This is a genomic window from Ruegeria sp. CH8 (genome assembly GCF_056536985.1).
On the sequence record NZ_JBQFQR010000004.1, the window covers coordinates 211,320 to 233,853 of the forward strand.

The window sequence follows — 22,534 nt, forward strand, 5'->3', positions numbered from 1 at the left end:
GCCAGCTTGCCCGAATTCGAAACACCACTCTAAGATCGACAAATAGAACGATGCGAACAAACAATAAGTGAATAGTAGGTATGAAGAGTCTTATTACAGCACTTGCGCTGCTGCTGGCCACCCAGACCGCGCAAGCCCAATCTCTTGTATTTGGCGCCGGGTACTCAGATTTCTCCGACAGCGCAGCAGATGACGAAGCCGTATTCGCACTCGAATACCAGCACCGCCCGTTTTACGAAGCAACACGCTTTTCCGCCACGTGGGGCGGTGCCCTGACCGTGGATACGGCAAGCGACGTTCATATCGGCATCGGCTTGATCGGCTTCTACACCTTCGCCGATCGCTGGTTCGTCGAAGGTAGTGTCATGCCGGGATACTTTTCCGAAGGTGACGACCTGAACGATCTTGGCGGCGAATTCCAGATCCGGAGCCTTTTGGGTGTGGGGTACACTCTGGAAAGTGGTAACAAGATATCCTTTGCCATCACCCACAAGTCCAACGCCAGCACGCATGATGATAACCCCGGCGTCAACTCGGCCCTGCTGCGATACCACTACCAGTTTTGAGGCAATCTGACCCGGCGGGATTGATTTCCGGGCAAAGTTTCTGCACATCAGGTTCAACTCTGAATGCAAGGACTGCAGATGACCCGTATTGACGCCAAGTTCGCCGCCCTGACGGCCGAGGGGAAAAAGGCCTTTGTCGCATATATCATGGCAGGCGACCCCGATTTCGACACGTCGCTTGAGATTGTGAAAGGCCTGCCCGGAGCCGGAGTCGACGTGATCGAACTGGGTCTGCCCTTTACCGATCCCATGGCGGATGGCCCGACCATTCAGGCCGCGGGTCAACGGGCGCTGGACGGGGGCATGACCCTGCAGCGCACGCTGGATCTCGCGCGTGCGTTCCGCGAAACCGACGACACGACGCCCATTGTGCTGATGGGCTACTACAATCCAATCTACAGCCGGGGCGTGGACAAGTTTCTGGCTGATGCCCAAGCCGCGGGTATCGACGGCCTGATCGTCGTGGACCTGCCGCCGGAAGAAGACGAAGAGCTGTGCCTGCCCGCTCAGGCGGCCGGTCTGAACTTCATCCGTCTGGCGACCCCAACCACCGACGACAAACGCCTGCCGCGCGTGCTGCAGAACACTTCGGGCTTTGTGTATTATGTCTCGATCACCGGCATCACCGGCGCGGCGGAGGCGCAGGCCACGAATGTCGGCCCCGAAGTCGCCCGGATCAAGTCCGCAACCGACCTGCCCGTGATCGTGGGCTTTGGCATCAACACGCCCGAGAAGTCCAGGGCCATCGCCAGCGTCGCCGACGGTGCCGTGGTCGGCTCGGCCATTGTCAGCCAGATCGCGGAGGGCAAGCCCGTGGCCGAGGTTTTGGACTTTGTGAAAACACTGGCTGACGGCGCACATTCCGCCTGATCGTTCAGCGCTCTATCCATCCCAAAAAACCGTAGCAAGCGACTGGCCTGCTGCGGTTTTTTCTTGTTCGCAACCGATTGCGCCAACCCGATTGCCCCAGTAGAAATACCTGACCACTCAACCAAAGGCACGGCCCCATGCCCGTAATCACCACTATCGAAGACCTGCGACGCATCTATGAACGCCGGGTGCCGCGGATGTTCTACGACTATGCCGAAAGCGGCAGTTGGACCGAACAGACCTTCCGCGACAACAGCTCGGATTTCTCGGATATCCGCCTGCGGCAGCGTGTTGCGGTGGACATGGCCGGGCGCTCGACTGCTTCGCAGATGATCGGAGAGGACGTCGCGATGCCGGTCGCGTTGGCCCCGGTTGGGCTGACGGGCATGCAACACGCGGATGGAGAGATGAAGGCCGCCGAAGCTGCCGAAGAGTTTGGGGTGCCCTTTACCCTGTCGACCATGTCGATCAACTCGATCGAGGATGTGGCCGAGCACACGACGAAACCCTTCTGGTTTCAGCTTTATACGATGAAGGATCAGGACTATGTCAGCCGGCTGATCCAACGCGCCAAGGATGCAAAATGTTCGGCCCTCGTGATCACGCTGGACTTGCAAATCCTCGGCCAGCGCCACAAGGACCTGAAAAACGGCCTGTCCGCACCGCCAAAACTGACGGCGAAAACCATTGCGAACCTTGCGACTAAATGGTCGTGGGGCATTGAGATGTTGGGTGCAAAGCGCCGCGAATTCGGAAACATCGTTGGTCATGTCGAGGGCATCTCAGACGCTTCCTCTCTGGGCGCGTGGACGGCAGAGCAATTCGACCCCAGCCTCGACTGGGGCAAGGTCGAAAAGCTGATGGAACAATGGGGCGGCAAGGTCATCCTCAAAGGCATTCTGGATGCCGAAGACGCCAAGATGGCCGTAAAGCTAGGGGCTGATGCCATCGTCGTATCGAACCACGGCGGGCGACAGCTGGACGGCGCGCTTAGCTCGATCCGTATGCTGCCGCAGATCATGGACGCGGTCAGCGGAGATATCGAGGTCCATCTGGATAGCGGCATCCGGTCTGGTCAGGACGTTCTGAAAGCCGTCGCTCTCGGGGCCAAAGGCACCTATATCGGTCGCGCTTTTGTCTATGGGCTGGGTGCAATGGGGCAGAAAGGTGTCACAACGGCGCTGGACGTCATCCAGAAGGAACTGGACACCACGATGGCCCTGTGCGGCGAGCGCAACGTTGGCGATCTGGGACGGCACAATCTGCTGGTCCCCGCAGATTTCGGTGGCCGCTGGCAGGAGTGATTTGACCTTTGAAATAAAAGGTCAAAAAACCCTTTCCAAACCTAATGAATCAAGCTAAGGACGCGGCTTCACGCGGGCATACAGCCTTGGAGGATGCCCGCCCTAACATTTGGAGATATATCATGGCTGGTGAGATTCCTGATCTCGTAGCTCTGGAACGGACGGGGACAGGCAAGGGCGCCGCTCGTCAAGCACGCCGCGACGGCATGGTTCCGGGCATTGTTTTTGGTGGCGACAAAGATCCGCTGCCGATCCAGATCCCGTTCAATGTCCTGTTCAAGAGCCTGAAAGCAGGCCGGTTCAAGTCGACCCTTTGGAACCTGAAGGTCGAAGGCCACGAAGACGTTCGCGTCATCTGCCGCGACGTTCAGCGTGACGTCGTCAAAGACCTGCCGACCCACCTGGACCTGATGCGCCTGCGCCGGACCACCAAGATCGCACTGTACATCCCGGTTGAGTTCATCAACGAAGAAGAGGCACCCGGCATCAAGAAGGGCGGCGTTCTGACCGTTGTCCGCCCGGAAGTCGAACTGATGTGCACCGCCGGTGACATTCCTGAGAAGATCACCGTTGATCTGACCGGTCTGAACATCAACGACGTTGTGACCATCTCGTCCGTTGATCTGCCCGCAGGCACCAAACCGACCATCGACCGCGATTTCGTGATCGCGAACATCTCGGCACCGACCGGCCTGTCGTCCAGCGACGATGAGGAAGGTGAAGAAGTGGCCGCAGACGAGGTTGAAGTCGTCGGCCAGGAAGAAGCAGAAGAATAAGTCCGGACCCAACTATCCGGATTTTGAAACGGGGCCTCTAGCAGGCCCCGTTTTCTTTTGACACCTGGGCTGGAAAACGGGTGGCATTCCGTGCCATCAACCACGTGCATCGCACAAGGACGAGACTATGAAACTGTTTGTCGGATTGGGGAACCCGGGATCGAAATACGCCCGCAACCGGCACAATATCGGCTTCATGGCCGTGGACCGGATCGCTGAAGATCACGGTTTCGGCCCATGGAAATCCAAGTTTCAGTCCGAGATTGCCGAGGGGCGTCTGGGCCGCGAGAAGGTGTTGTTAATAAAACCCCAAACCTTCATGAACCGCTCTGGTCAGTCGGTGGGCGAGGCGATGCGGTTCTACAAACTGGATTCGACCGATGTTACCGTCTTTCATGACGAGTTGGACCTTGTCCCCGGCAAAGTGCGCGTCAAGGCGGGCGGTGGTCATGCTGGTCACAACGGGTTGCGTTCGATCCACGAGCATATCAGCCCCGCCTATGATCGAGTGCGGCTGGGTATCGGACATCCGGGACGGAAAGAACTAGTTTCGCCCTATGTCCTTAACGATTTTGCCAAGGCCGATGCCGACTGGCTTGATGATGTTCTACGCGGTGTGTCAGACGGCGCTGGATATCTGGCCGATGGGGAAAGCGGCAAGTTCATGAATGCGGTCGCCCTGCGCACCGCGCCGCCGCGATCTTCGAAATCTCCGGCCAAAGCAACGACACCCGCTGCCACTCCTGCACCGGAACCCGAGGTTGACGAACGTTCGGCCATGCAAAAGCTGCTGGACAAGTTCAAGTAAGGCTGCTGACCTTGCCGTAACGTCCCAATTGCGGAACCGCGTCGGGCGGGTTCCAATGTTGCAGGGATACGGGAGGCGATAGATGAAAGCTCTGTTGAAGTGGGTGCTGCGCATCCTGCTTATGTTGGTGCTGGCCGCAGTTGTCGTAGGTTTTTTGAAACGCGAAGAAATTCAACGGCTGATGGCTGTGAACTCTTTGTTTTCCGAAGAGAAGATCGTCCACAATTTCTCTCATATGGATGAGGCCTTCCTGACGGTCGACTTGCCTCGCGGCAACAGGCCAACATGGGAGTTGCCCTATGGCCCTGGCTTTGATTTGCCCGAAGGCACGGATCAATGGATCGAGGATCGGGCCGTAACCTCTCTGCTGGTAATGCAGGACGGACAAATCCGGTTCGAAGAGTACTATCTGGGCACCGCCCCCGAGGATCGCCGAATCTCATGGTCGGTTGCAAAAAGCTATCTCTCGGCCCTGTTCGGCATTCTGCTGGCCGAAGGTGCCATCGACTCGCTGGATGATCCGGTAGTGAAATACGCGCCCAAGCTGAAGGGCAGCGCCTATGACAGCGCGACAATCCGCAATGTGCTAAACATGGCCAGTGGCGTTACCTTTGACGAGGACTATTTCGACCCCAACTCAGACATTAATCGGATGGGCCGCGTGGTGGCATTGGGCGGAGAGTTGGATGACTTCGCGGCTTCGCTACAGGACATTTTCGCCACCCCGGGCGAGACCTGGCAATACGTCTCGATCGACACCCATGTCATCGGCATGGTGATCCGTGGCGCAACCGGGCGCAGTGTGACCGAGTTGCTAACCGAAAAGATCATTCAGCCGCTGGGTTTGGAGTATGATGGCTACTACGTGACCGATGGTGCCGGGGTTGCCTTTGTGCTGGGTGGGTTGAACTTCACAACCCGCGATTTCGCCCGCTTTGGTCAGATGATCCTGCAAAACGGAGAGATTGATGGCCAACAATTGGTGCCTGCAGACTGGATCACTGAATCCGTCCTGCCCAGCGCGCCGACCCAGACGGGTAAAATCGGGTACGGCTATCAATGGTGGATTCCGGTCGGAGCGCATGAGGGTGAGTTCCTCGCACGTGGCGTTTATGGTCAGTACATCTATTTCGACCAGCCGCGTGGGGTTCTGATCGTGACAACCGGGGCGGATCGGAAATTCCGCGATGACGGCGTGAACGAAGCAAACATAGAAATGTTCCGCAAGATCGCCCAAAGCCTGTAAGGTAGGCCTATGGAAAAACAGGACAGTATCAATGTGTTGGGCGGTGTGCTCGCCCCGTGTTCCCGCGATCCGCTGACCGGATTTTTTCGGGACGGCGCGTGCAACACCTGCCCCGAGGATCAAGGCAGCCATACAGTTTGCGCTGTGATGACAGCCGAATTTCTGGCCTTTTCGAAATATGTCGGAAACGATCTGAGCACCCCACGCCCCGAGTTCAACTTTCCCGGCCTGAAACCCGGTGACAGCTGGTGCCTGTGCGCCGGACGCTTTCTGCAGGCCCATGACGAAGGCTGTGCGCCCAAGGTGCATCTTGAGGCCACCCATCAGCGTGCGCTGGACGTGGTGCCGCTGCGCCTGCTGGCCGAACACGCGGCAACGGAATAAACAGGCCGGCCCGGGATACCCCGGACCGGCCCTTATTCGGGATCACTCCCGCAGTTTGACAAGGTCGGACATCAGACCTTCTGTCCCGTTGTGGACCGTCAGCCGCTCGACCTTTCCGGCGATGGTTTCCAGCGCCTCCAGCTCTTTCAGCCGCAGCATCACCGGGTTTTCCGCCATCACCTTCGCGGTGTTCAGCAGAGACCGCGTGGCGTTGGTTTCTTCCCGCCGCCGGATGACGTTGGCCTCGGCCTGTTTCTCGGCAGCGACCACGGCGGTCAGGATCTCCCGCATCTCCCCGGGCAGGATGACGTCTTTCAACGCGATCTCACCCACTTCGATACCGATCCCGGCCATCTGTGTCCGCACCCGATCCGCAGCCTCGGTGTCGACGGTCACCTTCTCGGCCAGCAGCCGGTCCAGTGTCATCGCCCCCAAGTTCTTCCGGAACGCCAGTTGCAGCGCCCGGTGCAGAGCCTGATCGAAGTCCTTGACCGCCCCCACCGCCGTGACCGGATCAACGACCCGGTAGTCGGCGCTGAGGTTGACCCTGATGGTCACCCGATCCTTGGTCAGGATCTCTTGCCCTGTCACCTCATGAGTGCGTTGCCGCAGGTCGATCTGCTTGACCTCGACGTTCCGCCCGACTTTCCAGAAGGCGTGCGCACCGGGGGTCAGTTGATCCACCAGCACACTGTCCACCGTGAGCAGCCCGGTATGCCCTTCGGCAACTTCGACCTGCGTCAGGTTTAACCGCAGCCCGGCCCGAACCAGCCGCTGCGCGACTGCTTTGGGAACGGCCATGGTTTCGGTCAGCGCGTGATGCTCAACCTTCCACGGACCCGCCGCTTTCCAGACCAGCGCCCGCGCTTCGGGGTTCAGGACCCGAACAGGCAGCCCATCCCGCAGCAGAACCAGAACTTCGTCAGGCTCGGCCCGGAACTCGGTCAGATGCTTTGCGGCCAGTTCAGGCCGGTTCTGCATCAGCGCCCGCTCGTAGGGCGACACGAAAAAGAGCTTCTCCAGATCGTGCATCTCGGTCAGCACATCCTTGCGCGGCAGCCGGTGTTTCCCGGGGCCGAGGATTGCATCGAACACCCCATTGCGCAGGACCAGCATCCGCTGGGTCTCGGTCAGGGTCAGCCGCCGGTGGCCGGTCAGCCGGTCAATCAGATCTTGGAACAGTGTCATATCATTTCTCCTTTTCGTCTCGCTCTATCGTCGTCGCAAATGCGAACTCCTTTTCATGTTTTCAGTGGGTTGCACCCCGAACGGGTGACAGTTGTTAAGCCTTCGGATAAAGGCAGGAAAGATCCGGACATCCCCCGCGCCATGCCCCTGCGCGGGAGGGTCAGAGAGAGGGGCGCGGGATCAATGCGCCGCCCTGCCCGATGGGCTCAGCGGGGCACCGATCCGGCGGCACCGTCATCTGCCCTCCAGCCCAAAGCCAGAGCAGCGAAGACCCTTGCCCCGCCCGGCCAAAGCCTGACGTTGCGCGGTGCCGCCCCTGCTGGGGAACACCCGGACCCATAAATTTTGGACCGTTTTCACGGGCCGGCGTTGAAGGCCGGTGCTGACTGAACAGCTTTGTCAAATGGCGGGAATCGAACCCACTACCCATCGATTCGCAGTCGATTGCTCTACCAGAATGAGCTACATTTGGTGCCTTGGAAGGAGTCGAACCTTCTCCTACAGATGGGAAACCTGCCGCTCTATCCAACTGAGCTACAAAGCATGTACCAATCCTCGGTTTCGGCCCTGGCATACGGTTTCGGCAGCGCCGTCCGCACCGGGAGAGTGATCACCTCTGCCCGCTAGGGTCCGGCCCGTTGTGACCGGTAGCGGCGGGTTTAGGCGAAGGTGCTGGATTCGCTCAATAATTTTCTGCAACCCTAAAATGCACCTGTGGCGAGCACGCAACAAAATTACCCAGTTGCGCAATATTCGAAAACGCCGCGCGACAAAAACAAAGCGGCGCACCCGTCAAAGGCGCGCCGCTCTTTTCAGAAATTTCAAAATTAACCGCTTGGTCAATCGGCCGTGCGGCCTTCGGTATCCGACATGTCGAAGTTCAGATATTTGGCCACGGTCTGCACGTCTTTGTCGCCGCGTCCGCACATGTTCATGCAGATCAGGTGATCCTTGGGCAGTTCGGGGGCGATTTTCATCACATGGGCCAGCGCGTGGGACGGTTCCAGAGCCGGGATGATGCCTTCGGTAGCGCAGCACAGCTGGAACGCCTCAAGCGCTTCTTTGTCGGTGATCGAGACATAGTTCGCGCGGCCAATGTCGTGCAGCCACGAATGCTCAGGCCCGATACCCGGGTAATCCAGACCGGCTGAGATCGAATAACCTTCGAGAATCTGGCCGTCATCGTCCTGCAGCAGGTAGGTGCGGTTTCCATGCAGTACGCCCGGACGACCACCCGTCAGCGAGGCACAATGCTCCATCTTTTCGTTCACGCCCTTACCACCAGCCTCAACGCCGATGATGTTAACGTCTTTGTCGTCGAGGAACGGGTAGAACAGGCCCATTGCGTTCGAGCCACCACCAATGGCCGCGATAAGCGTATCCGGCAGACGGCCTTCGGCCTTCATCATCTGCTCTTTGGCTTCCTTGCCGATGATCGACTGGAAGTCACGCACCATCGCAGGATACGGGTGCGGACCGGCAACGGTACCGATGCAGTAGAACGTGTCGCGCACATTGGTCACCCAGTCACGCAGCGCGTCGTTCATGGCGTCCTTCAGGGTGCCACGGCCCGAGGTCACCGGGATCACTTCGGCCCCTAGCAGGCGCATACGGAACACGTTCGGCGCCTGACGCTGCACATCATGCGCGCCCATATAAACCACGCATCTCAGGCCGAACTTTGCGCAAACGGTAGCGGTTGCCACGCCGTGCTGACCGGCTCCGGTCTCGGCGATGATCCGGGTCTTGCCCATGCGGCGCGCCAGAATGATCTGACCCAACACGTTGTTGATCTTGTGCGCGCCGGTGTGGTTCAGCTCATCGCGCTTCAGGTAAATCTTGGCACCGCCCAGATGCTCGGTCATGCGTTCCGCGTAATACAGCGGCGAGGGGCGACCCACATAGTTCGCCCACAGATCGTCCATCTCGGCCCAGAAGGTGGGATCGTCCTTGGCCTTTTCATATTCCTCTTCCAGCGACAGGATCAGGGGCATCAGCGTTTCGCTGACAAAGCGCCCACCGAAGATGCCAAAGCGGCCCTGTTCGTCGGGACCGGACATGAAGGAATTGAAAAGATCGTTGGCCATGGGTGTCTCCATCGTCGTACGCGACGTTCATAGGAGGTAGCGGCGGGATTTGCCATGGCAAAACGTATCATTCCGCCGCCTGAACGCGCTGAGCCCAAACCTGTAGCGCCTGATCTCTGCTGGGCACGGCAATACAGGGGAAGTGATGAAACTCGTTCACCTCGGCCAGACGCGTGGCCGCCTGAACAACGCGGCGGTGCGGTCCGGAATGGGCAAAGGTCAGCATCGCCTCGGCGTCGTGCCAGACACTCAGCGAGAAATAGAGCCCCTGATGCGGGAAGACCTCTACTTTCACGCACAGCGGGTCACCCCGCGCCTGCATCATTGCCTGACGGGCACGCCAGAAAAACTCCGGCCCATAGTACCACCGTTTCAATGAAACTCCGCCAATCGCTGCCAGCATTGCCGCGTCCTCCCCTATCGGAGATACGCAGGCACCCGGTGTTCAGATCACCGGGCGGCGTCAATAAAGGCGCGGATCAGGGCTGCGTCCTTCACGCCGGGCGCGCTTTCCACACCCGAAGACACATCGACCTGTCGCGCGCCGGTCATGCGCATGGCTTCGGCCACGTTGTCAGGCGTCAGCCCCCCGGCCAGCATCCACGGAAGGCGCCAGTACTTGCGTCCTGCCAGCAGACGCCAGTCAAAAGCCAAGCCGTTTCCGCCCGGCAGCTTGGCGTTGCGCGGCGGCTTGGCGTCGATCAGAAGTTGGTCCGCGACCTCGGAATACTGGTCGATTGCCGCAAGATCCTCGGCCTCGGCCACGCCGATGGCTTTCATCACGGGCAGACCAAACCGTTCGCGAACCTCGGCCACGCGATCCGGGCTTTCCTTTCCGTGCAGCTGCAACATGTCCAGCGGCACGCTGGCTACAATCCGGTCCAGTTCCTCATCCGACGCGTTGACAGTCAGCGCGACCTTGGCGATCCCGACGGGCACCAGATGCGCCAGTTCGGCAGCGGCCTCAATTTCCAGATGCCGCGGCGATTTCGGAAAGAACACAAACCCGACGTAGCGCGCGCCGGCCGCAGCAGCCACGCGCACGTGATCAGGGGCGGTCAGACCGCAGATTTTAACACTTGCATCTTGGGGCATTGGTTTGCCTCAGCTGGCTTCGTCCAGCAGGGCCAGAACTTCGTCCTGACCTTCGTTCTGCTTTTTCTTGAGCTTTTTGACTTCGCGCTCAAGCTTGCGCACTTCGCTTTTCTTAGCGGACGCATCCCGGCGGTGCTTATGTTCGCGAAGCCATTCCCAGAGGAAGCCGATGATCAGGCCCGCAACCACACCACCCAACACCACCACGAACAGTGGCAGCGACGTGCTGAAGTTAAAGCCTACAACCTCGGCAAAAGGCTCCGGCATCAGCGACAGTTCAACCGTCTCACGATTGGCAAGCGAAACGGAAATAAGCACGATCCCGAGGATCGCCAGAAAAGCATATCGAAGGTAACGCATCATAGCTTAGGCTTTACCGTTCAATCGATCCCTAAGCAACTTGCCAGTTTTGAAAAACGGCACACATTTTTCTTCGACTTGAACGGTCTCACCGGTGCGAGGATTGCGACCCACCCGCGCGTCACGCTGTTTCACCGAAAACGCACCGAAACCGCGTAACTCCACACGATCACCTCGTGCCATGGCATCCGTCACTTCTTCGAACACTGTATTCACGATCCGCTCGACGTCGCGTTGGTACAGATGCGGGTTCTCGTCGGCAATTTTCTGAATCAGTTCTGAACGGATCATGAGCGCTACCCTCCCAGGCGACCGGTTAACCATCTCTATTGTTCTGAACAGTATAGGAAAAAAGTCGGATCGGGGGAACGTAAACTCTTTGTGCAAAGCCTTAATTTTGCTGCTAAACCGCGCGATTTTTTGCTTGTTCACGCGAATTCCGCGCTTAAAGCGCAAACCACACCCGGAATAAGCCCGAAAATCGGAACATATTGATTCGCAACAAAAACGGCCCCGCGCGTCTGCGCGAGGCCGTAAATTCGGCTAAGGCTGAGGCCCGGGCTTAGTCGCCCGACTTCAGCGCTGCACCCAGGATATCGCCCAGCGATGCGCCCGAGTCGGAGGAACCGTACTGTTCCACGGCCTCTTTCTCTTCGGCGATTTCGCGTGCCTTGATCGACAGGCCCAGGCGGCGGGTCTTGCTGTCGACGTTGGTGACGCGGACGTCGACCTTGTCACCGACCGAGAAACGCTCGGGGCGCTGCTCAGCACGGTCACGCGACAGGTCCGAACGACGGATGAAGGACTTCATGCCTTCGTACTCGACCTCGATGCCGCCATCTTCGATCGCGGTAACTTCGACAGTGATGACCGAGCCACGCTTCACGCCGCCCACGGCTTCGGCGAACTTGTCACCGCCCAGGGCTTTGATCGACAGCGAGATACGCTCTTTCTCGACGTCAACTTCCGAGACAACGGCCGAAACCATGTCGCCTTTGCGGTAGTTCTGGATCGCATCCTCGCCACGCTCGTCCCAGGACAGGTCCGACAGGTGAACCATGCCGTCGATGTCGCCTTCGAGACCAATGAACAGACCGAATTCGGTGATGTTCTTGACTTCGCCTTCGACTTCGGTGCCCTCGGGGTGCGTTTCTGCAAACACTTCCCACGGGTTGCGCTGAGTCTGCTTCAGGCCCAGAGACACGCGACGCTTGGCGCCGTCGATTTCCAGAACCATGACGTCGACTTCCTGGCTGGTCGAAACGATCTTGCCGGGGTGGACGTTTTTCTTGGTCCAGGACATCTCGGACACGTGCACCAGACCTTCGACACCAGCTTCCAGCTCGACGAACGCGCCGTAGTCGGTGATGTTGGTGACACGACCCTGATGGACCGAGCCCAGCGGGTACTTGGCAGCAACCAGATCCCACGGATCTTCCTGCAGCTGCTTCATGCCCAGGCTGATGCGGTGGGTTTCTTTGTTGATCTTGATGACCTGAACCTTGATGGTTTCGCCGATCGTCAGGATCTCGGACGGGTGGTTCACACGACGCCATGCCATGTCGGTGACGTGCAGCAGGCCGTCAACGCCGCCCAGGTCAACAAATGCACCGTATTCGGTGATGTTCTTGACAACACCCTCAACGGTCTGACCTTCGGACAGGTTGCCGATGACTTCGGCACGCTGTTCGGCACGCGATTCTTCCAGGATTGCGCGACGCGAAACAACGATGTTGCCACGGCGGCGGTCCATTTTCAGGATCTGGAACGGCTGCTTCAGACCCATCAGCGGGCCAGCGTCGCGCACGGGGCGAACATCAACCTGCGAGCCGGGCAGGAACGCAACTGCGCCACCCAGATCGACGGTGAAGCCACCTTTGACGCGACCAAAGATTGCACCTTCGACGCGCTGGTCGTCGGCATATGCTTTTTCCAGACGGTCCCATGCTTCTTCACGGCGGGCCATCTCGCGCGAGATGACGGCTTCGCCACGGGCGTTTTCTGCGGCGCGCAGGTATACTTCGACCTCGTCGCCTACAGCGATTTCAGGGGCTTCGCCGGGATTTGCGAATTCTTTCAGATCAACGCGGCCTTCCATTTTGTAGCCTACGTCGATGATGGCTTGGCCGGCTTCGATCGCCAGAACCTTACCTTTGACAACAGAACCCTCTTCGGGTGTGTCCATTTCGAAGCTTTCGTTCAGGAGGGCTTCGAATTCCTCCATGGATGCGTTAGCCATGTGGCGTTGTTTTCCTTTACAGTACGTTTTTGCTGGCCGAGCGGTTGTCTCCGCCGGTCTTGTTTCGTGATGCCTGATCGCGTGACCCGGGGCGCATCTGATTACACAAACACAAAGGGCCGAGGTGACCCGGCCCTGCTCAGATACGTCATCCAGACGTTAACCGCCCTTGTTCAGACAGCGCGCGTATAGGCGGATTCCCCATGATGTGCAAGTAGAAAGCCAATTTTCGCGCTGTCAGGCAGAATTCTCGCCCGCCCGCGCCGCCATGGGATGCCCGTCCCAGATTTCCGCATCCCGACGCAACATAGCCTGCTCGACTTCTTCCAGCCGGCCCAGTGCAGCCGAAGGATCTGTGCCACCACCCGCACCCCGCCAAATCCGAAAGGCCGAGTCCGGGCTCCACGGCAGGCATGCGTTTGCCAACCATTGCCGCAATTGCGGGGGCAGCGCGTCATAAGCTTGCATGGACGGCCTTTGACGCCTACGGCGCTTGAGGCCGCTACGCAGGTTTCTCCCTGTACGGCGCTTTGCCATCAGGCCCACCAAATCCAGACAAACTGGGTTGAAATATTGAACAGCAGAAAGTGGGGCATACGATCCTCTAATTGAGATGTTATTACATCTTTATTAGATGGACCGCAACGCGGTTTTGCCCAATGGGTTGTAGGTTAAACCAGTCTAGATTTCCTCACCTTTCTTCAACAACTCTTCAATCAGTTCCCGCTGAAGGTTGCCGCTGTCGCCCCCGCCGAACTGCTGCGCCCCACCGGAATAGAGCGAGCCGTAAGTCTTGGCGATGTTCACCGTCTGCGCCAACCCCGAGATCAGTTGGTCCTTTTCCAGCGGCGAAAGCGGATGAATAAACGCCGCCCAAAGCATCCCGTTTGCAATCGCATAGCGCGCGTCCAGAGCGCTGTCGAAATTGGCTTGCATCATGCGCTGCATGTCCTCAGCGGTCAGTCCTTCGGCGCTGCGGATCGGGACCATCGCGCGCATCCGGTCGGCATTGCTGTCGGTGATGACCAGCACCGGAACGTCTGACACGGTCAACTGGAACCCCGGCCCACGCGGCTGTGCCTCGGGGTCGAGCGCGAAGATGATCTTGCCCAGACGTTCATAGTCCATCGGCGGCTCGGCTTCCTGAGCAGCCAGGCTTCCGGCCAGAAAAATCAGCGTTAGGGCTAGTCGGATCATCGCATCTCTCCTGCAGGCTATGCCCCAACCATAGGTGCCGGCTGACAGGCTGACCAAACAAAGCTTGGTGAAGAGCTTAATCCGTCCGACCGCAAGTTTGAACGATCTGCAAGGTTTGACGGCCTTGCTGCGATAGCCCGTTCAGGACCGCCCCTCTACCTATGTTTCAGCGGTTGGCCATCCGGTTAACCGAAACCTGAACAGGAAAGGAAATTCCAATGAAGTCTCTGGTTCTGACCACCCTCATCGCCGCTCTGCCGCTGGTCGCGGCCCCGGCCTTTGCCGCAGACGAAATCAACGTCTCAAACGGTATCTCCGCCGCAGGCGCGCCGCTGGCCGCGCATGGTGTCGATCTGGTCGCGCTGGTGAATGACGGCAACCCTGTCGAGGGCTTTGCCACCCATTCCGCCACCTATGACGGCGCGTCATACTACTTTACCAGCACCGCGAACCGCGAAGCGTTCGAAGCCAACCCCGCCGCCTATCTGCCGCAGCATGGTGGGTTTTGTTCGTTCGGCGTGTCCGTGGGCAAGAAGTTCGACGGCGACCCGGACCAGTATTTGGTTGCGGATGGCAAGCTGTACCTGTTCCTGAACGCTGAAACCCGCGCAGCCTTCCTGAAGGACGTGACAGCCACGGCAAAAACCGCTGACGATCAGTGGGCGAATATCAAAAGCGTCGCCGTCGGCGAATTGTAATCGTGAAAGCCCGCGGCGTTATGGCGTCGCGGGCATTTTCTGTTCGATGAAGGCCACGGCCTGAGACAATGCCGCCTCGATACTCAGTTCAGAGGTGTCCAGCAGAACGGCATCTTCGGCGGGCTTCATCGGCGCGGTGCTGCGCTCTGCATCCCGCGCATCGCGTTCGCGCACATCGGCCAGCACCTGTTCACGGGTGACGTCCGACCCCTTGGCGCTCAGCTCCAGAAACCGCCGTTCGGCCCGCACCTCAGCGCTGGCGGTGACGAACAGTTTCACCTCAGCCTCAGGGCAAATCACCGTTCCGATATCGCGCCCGTCCAGAACCGCGCCCCCGGCACGTTGGGCAAAAGCACGCTGAAAATCGACCAGCGCCGCGCGGACCTCGGGGATCACCGCCACCTTCGACGCTGCCTGTGCAATCTTGGCCGTGCGCAGATCGCCCTGTTCCAACTCCTCAGCGGTCAGTGCCTGCGCCGCCTCGACAGGATCGCTGCCGTCCAGCGTCCGACGTCCAACCGCGCGGTAGAGCAATCCGGTATCCAGATGCGCGAACCCGAAATGCGCAGCTACGCCTTTCGAGATCGTGCCCTTGCCCGCCGCCGCAGGGCCGTCAATGGCGACCGTAAAGCTCACGTGCGTTCGACCTTGGCACCCAAAGACGCCATCAGCGGTTCGAAAATCGGGAACGAGGTTGCGATCGGGCCGCCGTCATCCACGGAAACCGGGGTTTTCGCGCCCATCCCCATCACCATGAACGACATGGCGATGCGGTGGTCCAGAAAGCTTTCGCAGGTGCCGCCGCCGGGGACGTTGCCGATGCCCAGCCCGTCGACCGACCACCATTCCTCGCCCTCTTCCACGGTCACGCCGTTGGCGCGCAGCCCGCGTGCCATGGCGTCGATCCGGTCGCTTTCCTTGACGCGCAGCTCTTTCACGCCGCCCATCATCGTGGTGCCGGTGGCATTGGCCGCGACCACGGACAGAACCGGATATTCGTCGATCATCGAGGCCGCCCGCTCCGGCGGCACGTTGATGCCCTTCATAATGGGCGAGTACTTTGCGCGCAGATCGGCGACGGGTTCACCGCCCTCTTCGCGTTCATTTTCATAGGTCAGATCGGCACCCATTTCACGCAACGTGGTAAACAGACCCGCGCGGGTCGGGTTCAGGCCGATACCCGGCACCAGAACGTCCGAGCCGGGCGTGATCAGCGCCGCACAGACCGGAAAGGCCGCGCTGGACGGATCGCGCGGTACGGCGATGACCTGCGGCTTCAGTTCGGGGCGACCGGTCAGAGTGATCACCCGGCCTTCGTCAGTGTCTTCAACGGTTATTTCGGCACCGAAACCGGCCAGCATTCGTTCCGAATGGTCGCGGGTGGCCTCTTTCTCGATCACCACCGTCTTGCCGGGGGCGTTCAGACCGGCCAGCAGAACGGCGGATTTCACCTGCGCAGACGGCACTGGAACTTCATAGCGGACCGGAACGGGTTCTGCCGCGCCCACGATGGTCATCGGCAAGCGCCCTCCGGAACGGCCCACGGATTGCGTGCCAAACAGCTCCAGCGGATCGGTCACCCGCGCCATCGGGCGTTTGTTCAGGCTCGCGTCGCCGGTGAATGTCGCCGTGATCGGGCAGGTCGCCATCGCGCCCATGATCAGCCGCACCCCGGTGCCAGAGTTGCCGCAGTCGATTACCTGATCGGGTTCGGCAAAGCCACCGACGCCAACACCATGCACGGTCCATTCACCGCCGCCGTGATCCGTCACCTCGGCCCCAAAGGCGCGCATCGCCTTGGCGGTATCCAGAACGTCTTCTCCTTCAAGCAGGCCCGAGATTTTGGTCTCACCCACCGCCATAGCACCCAGAATCAGCGACCGGTGCGAGATCGATTTGTCGCCGGGCACCTCAGCCGTGCCGGTCAGCGGGCCGCAGGGATGCGAGGTCATCGGGATGGGCGTGCCGTGTCCGGACATGGGGGCTCCTGTTTTCGCTATCAGTGCCCAAGCCGATTAGCGAATTGGCGCCGGTTGGTCCAGCGGCAATGACGCGCCACTTGGGTGCGAAAGCGTCTGTCAGGCCTCACCCAGCCATTTCGAGGGGTTTTCTTCCGCGATCTGCCGGAAAATCTCTTCCCCCAATACATTCCGCAACCGGATACAGACCGCCTTTTCCGACAGCGCCTCCAACCGGGTCATGTAGTAATCCGACCCGAACAGAACCCGGGACCTGAGCCTTTCGCTTTCGTCATCTTCGCCGGTCAGGAACATTCTCAGAAACGGGGCGTATTCCTCGAACTGAAACAGTGTGTAGGAAATGTCGGTCCACAGGCCCGGATAGTCTCCGCTGCCGATCATGCGCCGAATCGCGACCTGCCAGTTTCGGCCAAAAGCATCGTCCAGAGGATCCTCAAGGTCCGGATTGATGTAAGCATCCCAATCACGCTGCCCACCAAAATGCGCTAGGCAAATCCGAAGTTTTGGATGCGCACGCATGACCGGAATAAAGGCCTCTGGCTCCGTGTATCGATCTGCCCAATGGTCTGAAAGATATCGCCCCTGTACGCCACCGCGCGAGCAATGAGACATTACGGGCAGGTTCTTTTCCTCCAACCGGGGGTACACTTTCTGCATCAGGACCGGATCGTCAGGCGCAAACCCCAATCGCGGATAGAGCTTGAGGCCACGGAACTTCAAACCGTCAATTGCGCGCCAAAGTTCCTGTGCCTGAGGGTCGGCCCGTGGGTCAATCGTTGCAAAAGGGATCACTGACCGACCAACCTCTGGATCACCGGAAAGCTTTGCCAACTGGTCATGTTGCACGCTCAGTGGGACCTCCGGCCTACCGAACCCAAACGCCGACATTTCCATTGGTAGCGCCACAAACCGAGTATTGTTCGGATAGTGTCGTCTCAGGTTGTCCAAAATATCGCGTTGGCTGGCCTCGTCCGCTTCCTTCTGAAAGCGGTACAGTCGAGCCAGTTTTTCAGAGACAGATTGTTGGCCGATCAGGTGTGCGCCAAATGACAAGGCCTTTATCAGCCATGGCATCTTCCTGAACGGTTTGAGCGCCGGGTACGGGTAAGCCGCCGGCACATGACGCGAATGGAACAAGTGCGTGTGACAGTTCGTGATCCGAATATCAGACATGGCAATCCTGGAAAAAAGCTAAGCTAAGAAACACACTCAGCCTAGCACAGCGTTCAGGATTACAGAAATTTGAAACGGATCAGACCCCGGTTCGGCGGAAGGTCAAATAATGCGGCGTCCGCCCTTCGCGCAGAGCCTTTTGTTCATAACGGGTGGAAATCCAATCCTCCCAAGGCTCGCGCCAATCAACAGGGCGCTCGGCCAACCATTCGAAGCCGGCACGCGGCACCTCTTCCAACGTCTGGCGAACATAGTCGGGGATGTCAGTGGCCACGCGGAAAATCGAGCCGGGTTTCAGCACCCGCGCCAGAGGCTCCAGATGTTCCTGAGTCACAAAGCGGCGGCGATGGTGCCGGGTTTTGGGCCACGGATCAGGATACAGCAGGAACGCGCGAGAGATGCTGGCTTCGGGCAGCACGTCAAACAGATCGCGTGCATCACCGGGATGGACAGCAAGGTTCTCGACCCCCGCCTGACGTATCTTGCCCAACAGCATGGCAACACCGTTGATATAGGGCTCGGCGCCGATGATCCCGATATCAGGGTTACTGGCGGCCTGATGGACCAGATGCTCACCGCCGCCAAAGCCGACCTCAAGCCAGACCTCCTTGCCTCCGAACAGCGCCTTCAGGTCCAAAGGATGGCGTTCGGGGTTGGCCTCCCAATCGACAGCGCCCGGCGACAGGGTGTCGAGGTCTTCGTTCAGATACGTCTTTTGGCTGGGCTTGAGGGACTTGCCCTTGAAGCGACCATAGAAGTTTCTGCGGGGGCGTTGTGGTGTCTGGGTGCTCATGGCGGTGCCCATACTGCGCGGGTCTCCACGTTGCAACCCCGGCGCAGAACCGAAAAGCGCGCCGACCCCGGCGCGCTTTCATTGGTTTCAGATCAGACCGCCGCTTTCAGGGCATCGGCCAGATCGGTGCGTTCCCAACTGAAACCACCATCGGCATTCGGTTCACGACCGAAATGACCATAGGCCGCGGTGCGCTGATAGATCGGTTTGTTCAACTCCAGATGCTGACGAATGCCGCGTGGCGTCAGGTCCATCACCTGACCGACGGCTTTCTCGATCACCGCGTCCGCAATCTGACCCGTACCGTGCGTGTCCGCATAAATCGACAGAGGTTTGGACACACCGATCGCATAGCTCAACTGAATGGTGCAGCGTTCAGCCATGCCAGCAGCGACCACATTCTTGGCCAGATAGCGCGCGGCATATGCGGCTGAACGGTCCACCTTGGTCGGGTCTTTGCCCGAAAACGCACCACCACCGTGCGGCGCGGCACCGCCGTAGGTATCGACAATGATCTTGCGCCCTGTCAGACCCGCATCGCCATCCGGTCCGCCAATCACGAACTTGCCGGTGGGGTTTACGTGCCATTCAGTTTCTGCGGTCAGCCAGCCCTCGGGCAAGGTTTCGGTGATGTAGGGTTCGACGATGGCGCGGATGTCCTTCGAGGTCAGCGTCTCCTCCAGATGCTGGGTCGACAGCACGATCGAGCTGACACCGACCGGCTTGCCGTCTCTGTACACGACCGACAATTGCGACTTTGCGTCCGGCCCCAATGCGGGCTCGGTCCCGTTCTTGCGCACCTCAGCCAAACGACGCAGAATCGCGTGCGAATACTGGATCGGAGCCGGCATCAAAGCGGGCGTTTCGGTCGTTGCATAACCGAACATGATACCCTGATCGCCTGCACCCTCGTCCTTGTCTTCCGACGCGTCCACACCCTGCGCGATATGGGCGGACTGTTCGTGCAACAGGTTCGTCACCTCGACGGTCTCATGGTGAAACTTGTCCTGCTCGTATCCGATATCCTTGATACAGGCCCGCGCGATTTCGTCGATTCGACCCATATAATCGTGCAGCTTTTCTTGATCAGAAAGACCTACCTCTCCACCAATCACCACACGGTCGGTCGTGGCAAAGGTTTCGCACGCCACGCGCGCTTCGGGTTCTTCGTTAAGAAAAGCGTCAAGTACGGCATCGGATATCCGGTCGCAAACCTTGTCCGGGTGCCCTTCGGAAACGGATTCCGAAGTAAAAACATAGTTCTGTCGGGACATAAAAGTGCTCCATTAAGATTTCCCCATCACGCCAGGAAGCCGTTGTGACAGGCATGCGAGTGGATACGCCCACAGCAACACGGGGTCAATCGGTAATTAAACCCGTTCCCGTCGAGCGTTGCGCCAAAGCAGCGCATACAGTACCGCCAGCAGTGCGAAGACCGGGATATCCCCGATCCGGGCAAATAATGTCCGGGGCAGCGGTGCCGGTAATTTTGCGTCCACAAAGCCCGCCTGCCCCAAAGCCAGTGAGTCAGTGACGCGCCCCAACGGATCTATCATCGCCGACACCCCGGTGTTGGCCGAACGCATCATGGGCAGGCCCTGTTCAATCGCCCGCATCTGCGCCTGAGCCAGATGCTGATACGGTCCGGACCGCGTGCCGAACCAGGCGTCATTGGTGATTTGCAGCAGGAAATCCGCGCGCCCAGGCGCGGAAAAAACATCCTGCGTGAAAACCGCCTCATAGCAGATCAGTGGCAGGGCCTTACCCAGCTTTCCAGCGTCCATCAGTGCAGCGCCCGGTCCCGAACTGAACCCGTGACCAGCGGTGGTGGCCATCCCGTGGATGCCGAACCTTGCCATCAGGTTTCCGAACGGCACATACTCTCCGAACGGTGCAAGATGGTGCTTGTCATACAGGCCCTGCTGCTGTCCTTGCTCGTCCAGATAGATCATCGAGTTGTAGATGCGCGGCCCGTCACCCCGTTGAACTCCCAGAAACACCGGCACGCCCTGCGCTGCATCGGTAACGGCAGTCAAATACGGCTGCGCGCTGCCCAGCCAGGCCGGGATTGAGGTTTCCGGCCAAACGATCAGATCTGGCCGGGGATGTGCGGCAGTGAACTCGATCTGGCGCGCAAAGAACAAGGGCGCATAATCCGGGTCCCATTTCTGATGCTGTGGCGCGTTAGGCTGGATCAGGCGCACGGTGTGGTCGGTTTCTATGACAGGCGGGCGCGTTACAGCATAGCCCAGCGCCAAACAGGCCGCGCCAACCGTCAGTCCCAGTGGCAGTGCGAACCCGCTACGTTGCGCCAGCGCCGCGCCTAGGGGCAAGGTTGCCAGCAGAGTCACCGCCCCCAGACCATACGGCCCAAATAGGGACAGAACTTGCGCCACCGGCGTGTCGACCCAGATCTGCGCCAGACCAGCCCAGGGGAACCCCGTCAACACATAGCCCCGGGCGCATTCCGCCAGAGACACTGCGACTGCAAGAAAAACCGCCTGCCCGACAGGGTGTCCACCCGGTCGCTTCGCGGCCCAAAAGGCCAGCGCCCAAAACAGGGCCAACCCACCTGCCATGAAGATCAGGGCAAAGGGGGCCATCCAGGCGTGACGCTCGGCGTCTACGAAAAACGGCTCGACAATCCAACTGAGACCGTGGGCAAAGTACCCGGTGGCGAAGGCCCAGCCCAGCCAAGCGGCCCGTCCGCGCGTTTCCGTGGACAGAAACAGTGGGGCCAGCAACATCAGCGCAACCAGCGTCGTCGCCCAAACGCCATAGGGTGCAAGACCAAACGCCGCCAGTGCACCCAATAGGGCCGACAGCGAGAACCTTACCCAAAACGGCCAGCCCCGCGATGGGTTCATGCAGCAAGATCCGGCAACATGACACGCAGCCGCTTGATCCGGCGCGGGTCAGCGTCGATCACCTCGAATTCCGGGCCTTCGGGATGCAGAACAACCTCGCCCCGTGCTGGCACGCGACCCGACAGCATGAAGACCAATCCACCCAGAGTGTCGATCTCTTCCTCGTCCACGTCCTCGTGACTGGTTAGCGAGCGCCCGATCTCAGCCTCGAACTCTTCTAACGGCACCCGTGCCTGAACGATGTAGCAACCGGGCTTTTCCTGTACCCAAAGCTGATCCTCGTCAGCGTCGTGTTCGTCGGCAATCTCACCGACCACCTGTTCGATCAGATCCTCGATAGTCAGCAAACCGTCGACACCGCCATATTCGTCGATTACCAGCGCCATGTGGCGGCGTTCTGTCTGCATTTTCGTCAGCAGCACACCTATCGGCATCGAGGGCGGCACAAACAACAATGTCCGCAGCATGGACACCAGATCAAACTCGGTGCTGCCACCGTTGAACCCATGAGTCAGGGCGAAATCCTTGAGGTGTACGAACCCCAAGGGCGTGTCCAACGTGCCCTCATACACCGGTATCCGGGACAACCCGCTGTCGCGAAACAGTTGCGCCAGTTCATCTTTTGAAATTGTTGAAGGGACTGCGATGATCTCGGCCGTTGGAATGGCCACATCCTCGACCCGCATCCGCCGCAGGTTGATCATACCACGCGGCTGCGCTTTGTCGGCCTCGTGCCCATTGGCTACGTGGACTTCATCCTCGTCCGGTGGCGAGAACGCATCCACTATTCGAGAAAACAATCCGGGTTTCTCTTTGACATTGTCACCGCCGTTCTTTGGTTGCGCGCTCTGCGCCGCCATAGAACTGCCGTCTGTATCGCCCATAATCCTGTTCCAATTAATCG

At 59.4% G+C, this 22,534-nt stretch carries 24 protein-coding genes, 2 tRNA genes and 1 riboswitch; of the genes, 8 read left to right on the plus strand and 18 right to left on the minus strand.

Annotation, left to right across the window (positions count from 1 at the left end; genetic code table 11):
* The first annotated feature begins 80 nt into the window (after nucleotides 1-80).
* From ACR0ER_RS06365 to ACR0ER_RS06395, 7 genes are all read left to right on the plus strand, one after another.
* Nucleotides 81-566, plus strand: a complete 486-nt coding sequence (locus tag ACR0ER_RS06365) for an acyloxyacyl hydrolase (RefSeq protein ID WP_480768185.1) — start codon at nucleotides 81-83, stop codon at nucleotides 564-566.
* Nucleotides 567-644: 78 nt separating this feature from the next.
* Complete coding sequence (trpA, locus tag ACR0ER_RS06370; RefSeq protein WP_480768186.1) at nucleotides 645-1,436, plus strand: tryptophan synthase subunit alpha; 792 nt, start codon at nucleotides 645-647, stop codon at nucleotides 1,434-1,436.
* A gap of 137 nt (nucleotides 1,437-1,573) precedes the next feature.
* Nucleotides 1,574-2,740, plus strand: a complete 1,167-nt coding sequence (locus tag ACR0ER_RS06375; protein WP_480768187.1) for an alpha-hydroxy acid oxidase — start codon at nucleotides 1,574-1,576, stop codon at nucleotides 2,738-2,740.
* Nucleotides 2,741-2,862: 122 nt separating this feature from the next.
* The gene (locus tag ACR0ER_RS06380) at nucleotides 2,863-3,516 is read left to right on the plus strand and encodes a 50S ribosomal protein L25/general stress protein Ctc (protein WP_480768188.1); all 654 of its coding nucleotides are present in this window, start codon (nucleotides 2,863-2,865) and stop codon (nucleotides 3,514-3,516) included.
* A 127-nt stretch (nucleotides 3,517-3,643) separates the two neighbouring features.
* A complete protein-coding gene (pth, locus tag ACR0ER_RS06385; RefSeq protein WP_480768189.1) occupies nucleotides 3,644-4,324 on the plus strand; it encodes an aminoacyl-tRNA hydrolase in 681 nt (226 codons plus the stop codon).
* 82 nt (nucleotides 4,325-4,406) lie between these two features.
* The gene (locus ACR0ER_RS06390) at nucleotides 4,407-5,570 is read left to right on the plus strand and encodes a serine hydrolase domain-containing protein (RefSeq protein ID WP_480768190.1); all 1,164 of its coding nucleotides are present in this window, start codon (nucleotides 4,407-4,409) and stop codon (nucleotides 5,568-5,570) included.
* A 9-nt stretch (nucleotides 5,571-5,579) separates the two neighbouring features.
* Nucleotides 5,580-5,954: a DUF2237 family protein gene (locus ACR0ER_RS06395; RefSeq protein WP_170332892.1), complete on the plus strand. Its 375-nt coding sequence runs from the start codon at nucleotides 5,580-5,582 to the stop codon at nucleotides 5,952-5,954.
* Nucleotides 5,955-5,996: 42 nt separating this feature from the next.
* Here ACR0ER_RS06395 and ACR0ER_RS06400 read toward each other — a convergent pair whose 3' ends face one another.
* From ACR0ER_RS06400 to ACR0ER_RS06450, 11 genes are all read right to left on the minus strand, one after another.
* Nucleotides 5,997-7,142 carry a slipin family protein gene (locus tag ACR0ER_RS06400; protein ID WP_480768191.1) on the minus strand — a complete coding sequence of 382 codons (1,146 nt, stop codon included), beginning with the start codon at nucleotides 7,140-7,142 and terminating at the stop codon, nucleotides 5,997-5,999.
* A gap of 398 nt (nucleotides 7,143-7,540) precedes the next feature.
* A tRNA-Arg gene (locus tag ACR0ER_RS06405) sits at nucleotides 7,541-7,614 on the minus strand.
* Nucleotides 7,614-7,686 (minus strand) — tRNA-Gly (locus ACR0ER_RS06410). Before ACR0ER_RS06410 ends, ACR0ER_RS06405 begins: the two co-directional genes overlap by 1 nt.
* 295 nt (nucleotides 7,687-7,981) lie before the next feature.
* Entirely contained in the window at nucleotides 7,982-9,229 is a 1,248-nt protein-coding gene (gene trpB, locus ACR0ER_RS06415; RefSeq protein ID WP_480768192.1) for a tryptophan synthase subunit beta, read from the minus strand.
* Between the two features lie 67 nt (nucleotides 9,230-9,296).
* Entirely contained in the window at nucleotides 9,297-9,632 is a 336-nt protein-coding gene (locus tag ACR0ER_RS06420; RefSeq protein WP_480768193.1) for a hypothetical protein, read from the minus strand.
* Between the two features lie 47 nt (nucleotides 9,633-9,679).
* Nucleotides 9,680-10,324, minus strand: coding sequence for a phosphoribosylanthranilate isomerase (locus ACR0ER_RS06425; protein WP_480768194.1), 645 nt, complete (start codon nucleotides 10,322-10,324; stop codon nucleotides 9,680-9,682).
* 9 nt (nucleotides 10,325-10,333) lie between these two features.
* Nucleotides 10,334-10,684 (minus strand): lipopolysaccharide assembly protein LapA domain-containing protein, encoded by a 351-nt coding sequence (locus ACR0ER_RS06430; RefSeq protein WP_170332902.1) that lies wholly within the window; start codon nucleotides 10,682-10,684, stop codon nucleotides 10,334-10,336.
* A gap of 6 nt (nucleotides 10,685-10,690) precedes the next feature.
* The gene (ihfB, locus tag ACR0ER_RS06435) at nucleotides 10,691-10,975 is read right to left on the minus strand and encodes an integration host factor subunit beta (protein ID WP_037310872.1); all 285 of its coding nucleotides are present in this window, start codon (nucleotides 10,973-10,975) and stop codon (nucleotides 10,691-10,693) included.
* A gap of 271 nt (nucleotides 10,976-11,246) precedes the next feature.
* Complete coding sequence (gene rpsA / locus ACR0ER_RS06440) at nucleotides 11,247-12,923, minus strand: 30S ribosomal protein S1 (RefSeq protein ID WP_039532111.1); 1,677 nt, start codon at nucleotides 12,921-12,923, stop codon at nucleotides 11,247-11,249.
* A gap of 237 nt (nucleotides 12,924-13,160) precedes the next feature.
* Nucleotides 13,161-13,460 (minus strand): DUF6525 family protein, encoded by a 300-nt coding sequence (locus tag ACR0ER_RS06445; protein ID WP_480768195.1) that lies wholly within the window; start codon nucleotides 13,458-13,460, stop codon nucleotides 13,161-13,163.
* 144 nt (nucleotides 13,461-13,604) lie between these two features.
* Nucleotides 13,605-14,120: a hypothetical protein gene (locus ACR0ER_RS06450; protein WP_480768196.1), complete on the minus strand. Its 516-nt coding sequence runs from the start codon at nucleotides 14,118-14,120 to the stop codon at nucleotides 13,605-13,607.
* Between the two features lie 218 nt (nucleotides 14,121-14,338).
* Between ACR0ER_RS06450 and ACR0ER_RS06455 the strand changes: the two genes are divergently transcribed.
* Nucleotides 14,339-14,818, plus strand: coding sequence for a YHS domain-containing (seleno)protein (locus ACR0ER_RS06455; RefSeq protein ID WP_480768197.1), 480 nt, complete (start codon nucleotides 14,339-14,341; stop codon nucleotides 14,816-14,818).
* 18 nt (nucleotides 14,819-14,836) lie between these two features.
* Here ACR0ER_RS06455 and cmk read toward each other — a convergent pair whose 3' ends face one another.
* From cmk to ACR0ER_RS06490, 7 genes are all read right to left on the minus strand, one after another.
* A complete protein-coding gene (cmk, locus tag ACR0ER_RS06460; protein ID WP_480768198.1) occupies nucleotides 14,837-15,454 on the minus strand; it encodes a (d)CMP kinase in 618 nt (205 codons plus the stop codon).
* On the minus strand, nucleotides 15,451-16,797 hold the full coding sequence (aroA, locus tag ACR0ER_RS06465; RefSeq protein WP_480768199.1) for a 3-phosphoshikimate 1-carboxyvinyltransferase: 1,347 nt from the start codon (nucleotides 16,795-16,797) through the stop codon (nucleotides 15,451-15,453). The genes cmk and aroA overlap by 4 nt, the downstream gene beginning before the upstream one ends.
* 99 nt (nucleotides 16,798-16,896) lie before the next feature.
* Nucleotides 16,897-17,970 (minus strand): amidohydrolase family protein, encoded by a 1,074-nt coding sequence (locus ACR0ER_RS06470; RefSeq protein WP_480768200.1) that lies wholly within the window; start codon nucleotides 17,968-17,970, stop codon nucleotides 16,897-16,899.
* A gap of 79 nt (nucleotides 17,971-18,049) precedes the next feature.
* Nucleotides 18,050-18,763 carry a tRNA (guanine(46)-N(7))-methyltransferase TrmB gene (gene trmB / locus ACR0ER_RS06475; protein ID WP_480768201.1) on the minus strand — a complete coding sequence of 238 codons (714 nt, stop codon included), beginning with the start codon at nucleotides 18,761-18,763 and terminating at the stop codon, nucleotides 18,050-18,052.
* Nucleotides 18,764-18,855: 92 nt separating this feature from the next.
* On the minus strand, nucleotides 18,856-20,037 hold the full coding sequence (gene metK, locus ACR0ER_RS06480) for a methionine adenosyltransferase (RefSeq protein WP_170332919.1): 1,182 nt from the start codon (nucleotides 20,035-20,037) through the stop codon (nucleotides 18,856-18,858).
* Nucleotides 20,038-20,042: 5 nt separating this feature from the next.
* Nucleotides 20,043-20,091: riboswitch (SAM-SAH riboswitch) on the minus strand.
* A 42-nt stretch (nucleotides 20,092-20,133) separates the two neighbouring features.
* Complete coding sequence (gene lnt, locus ACR0ER_RS06485) at nucleotides 20,134-21,630, minus strand: apolipoprotein N-acyltransferase (protein ID WP_480768202.1); 1,497 nt, start codon at nucleotides 21,628-21,630, stop codon at nucleotides 20,134-20,136.
* On the minus strand, nucleotides 21,627-22,514 hold the full coding sequence (locus tag ACR0ER_RS06490; RefSeq protein ID WP_170332923.1) for a hemolysin family protein: 888 nt from the start codon (nucleotides 22,512-22,514) through the stop codon (nucleotides 21,627-21,629). Before ACR0ER_RS06490 ends, lnt begins: the two co-directional genes overlap by 4 nt.
* Nucleotides 22,515-22,534: the final 20 nt, after the last annotated feature.

Bases quoted from the DNA above. Each gene is read 5' to 3' on its own strand.
- ACR0ER_RS06365 (WP_480768185.1), top strand. From the start codon at position 81: ATGAAGAGTCTTATTACAGCACTTGCGCTGCTGCTGGCCACCCAGACC.
- trpA (WP_480768186.1), top strand. From the start codon at position 645: ATGACCCGTATTGACGCCAAGTTCGCCGCCCTGACGGCCGAGGGGAAA.
- ACR0ER_RS06375 (WP_480768187.1), top strand. From the start codon at position 1,574: ATGCCCGTAATCACCACTATCGAAGACCTGCGACGCATCTATGAACGC.
- ACR0ER_RS06380 (WP_480768188.1), top strand. From the start codon at position 2,863: ATGGCTGGTGAGATTCCTGATCTCGTAGCTCTGGAACGGACGGGGACA.
- pth (WP_480768189.1), top strand. From the start codon at position 3,644: ATGAAACTGTTTGTCGGATTGGGGAACCCGGGATCGAAATACGCCCGC.
- ACR0ER_RS06390 (WP_480768190.1), top strand. From the start codon at position 4,407: ATGAAAGCTCTGTTGAAGTGGGTGCTGCGCATCCTGCTTATGTTGGTG.
- ACR0ER_RS06395 (WP_170332892.1), top strand. From the start codon at position 5,580: ATGGAAAAACAGGACAGTATCAATGTGTTGGGCGGTGTGCTCGCCCCG.
- ACR0ER_RS06400 (WP_480768191.1), bottom strand. From the start codon at position 7,142: ATGACACTGTTCCAAGATCTGATTGACCGGCTGACCGGCCACCGGCGG.
- trpB (WP_480768192.1), bottom strand. From the start codon at position 9,229: ATGGCCAACGATCTTTTCAATTCCTTCATGTCCGGTCCCGACGAACAG.
- ACR0ER_RS06420 (WP_480768193.1), bottom strand. From the start codon at position 9,632: ATGCTGGCAGCGATTGGCGGAGTTTCATTGAAACGGTGGTACTATGGG.
- ACR0ER_RS06425 (WP_480768194.1), bottom strand. From the start codon at position 10,324: ATGCCCCAAGATGCAAGTGTTAAAATCTGCGGTCTGACCGCCCCTGAT.
- ACR0ER_RS06430 (WP_170332902.1), bottom strand. From the start codon at position 10,684: ATGCGTTACCTTCGATATGCTTTTCTGGCGATCCTCGGGATCGTGCTT.
- ihfB (WP_037310872.1), bottom strand. From the start codon at position 10,975: ATGATCCGTTCAGAACTGATTCAGAAAATTGCCGACGAGAACCCGCAT.
- rpsA (WP_039532111.1), bottom strand. From the start codon at position 12,923: ATGGCTAACGCATCCATGGAGGAATTCGAAGCCCTCCTGAACGAAAGC.
- ACR0ER_RS06445 (WP_480768195.1), bottom strand. From the start codon at position 13,460: ATGGCAAAGCGCCGTACAGGGAGAAACCTGCGTAGCGGCCTCAAGCGC.
- ACR0ER_RS06450 (WP_480768196.1), bottom strand. From the start codon at position 14,120: ATGATCCGACTAGCCCTAACGCTGATTTTTCTGGCCGGAAGCCTGGCT.
- ACR0ER_RS06455 (WP_480768197.1), top strand. From the start codon at position 14,339: ATGAAGTCTCTGGTTCTGACCACCCTCATCGCCGCTCTGCCGCTGGTC.
- aroA (WP_480768199.1), bottom strand. From the start codon at position 16,797: ATGTCCGGACACGGCACGCCCATCCCGATGACCTCGCATCCCTGCGGC.
- ACR0ER_RS06470 (WP_480768200.1), bottom strand. From the start codon at position 17,970: ATGTCTGATATTCGGATCACGAACTGTCACACGCACTTGTTCCATTCG.
- trmB (WP_480768201.1), bottom strand. From the start codon at position 18,763: ATGAGCACCCAGACACCACAACGCCCCCGCAGAAACTTCTATGGTCGC.
- metK (WP_170332919.1), bottom strand. From the start codon at position 20,037: ATGTCCCGACAGAACTATGTTTTTACTTCGGAATCCGTTTCCGAAGGG.
- lnt (WP_480768202.1), bottom strand. From the start codon at position 21,630: ATGAACCCATCGCGGGGCTGGCCGTTTTGGGTAAGGTTCTCGCTGTCG.
- ACR0ER_RS06490 (WP_170332923.1), bottom strand. From the start codon at position 22,514: ATGGGCGATACAGACGGCAGTTCTATGGCGGCGCAGAGCGCGCAACCA.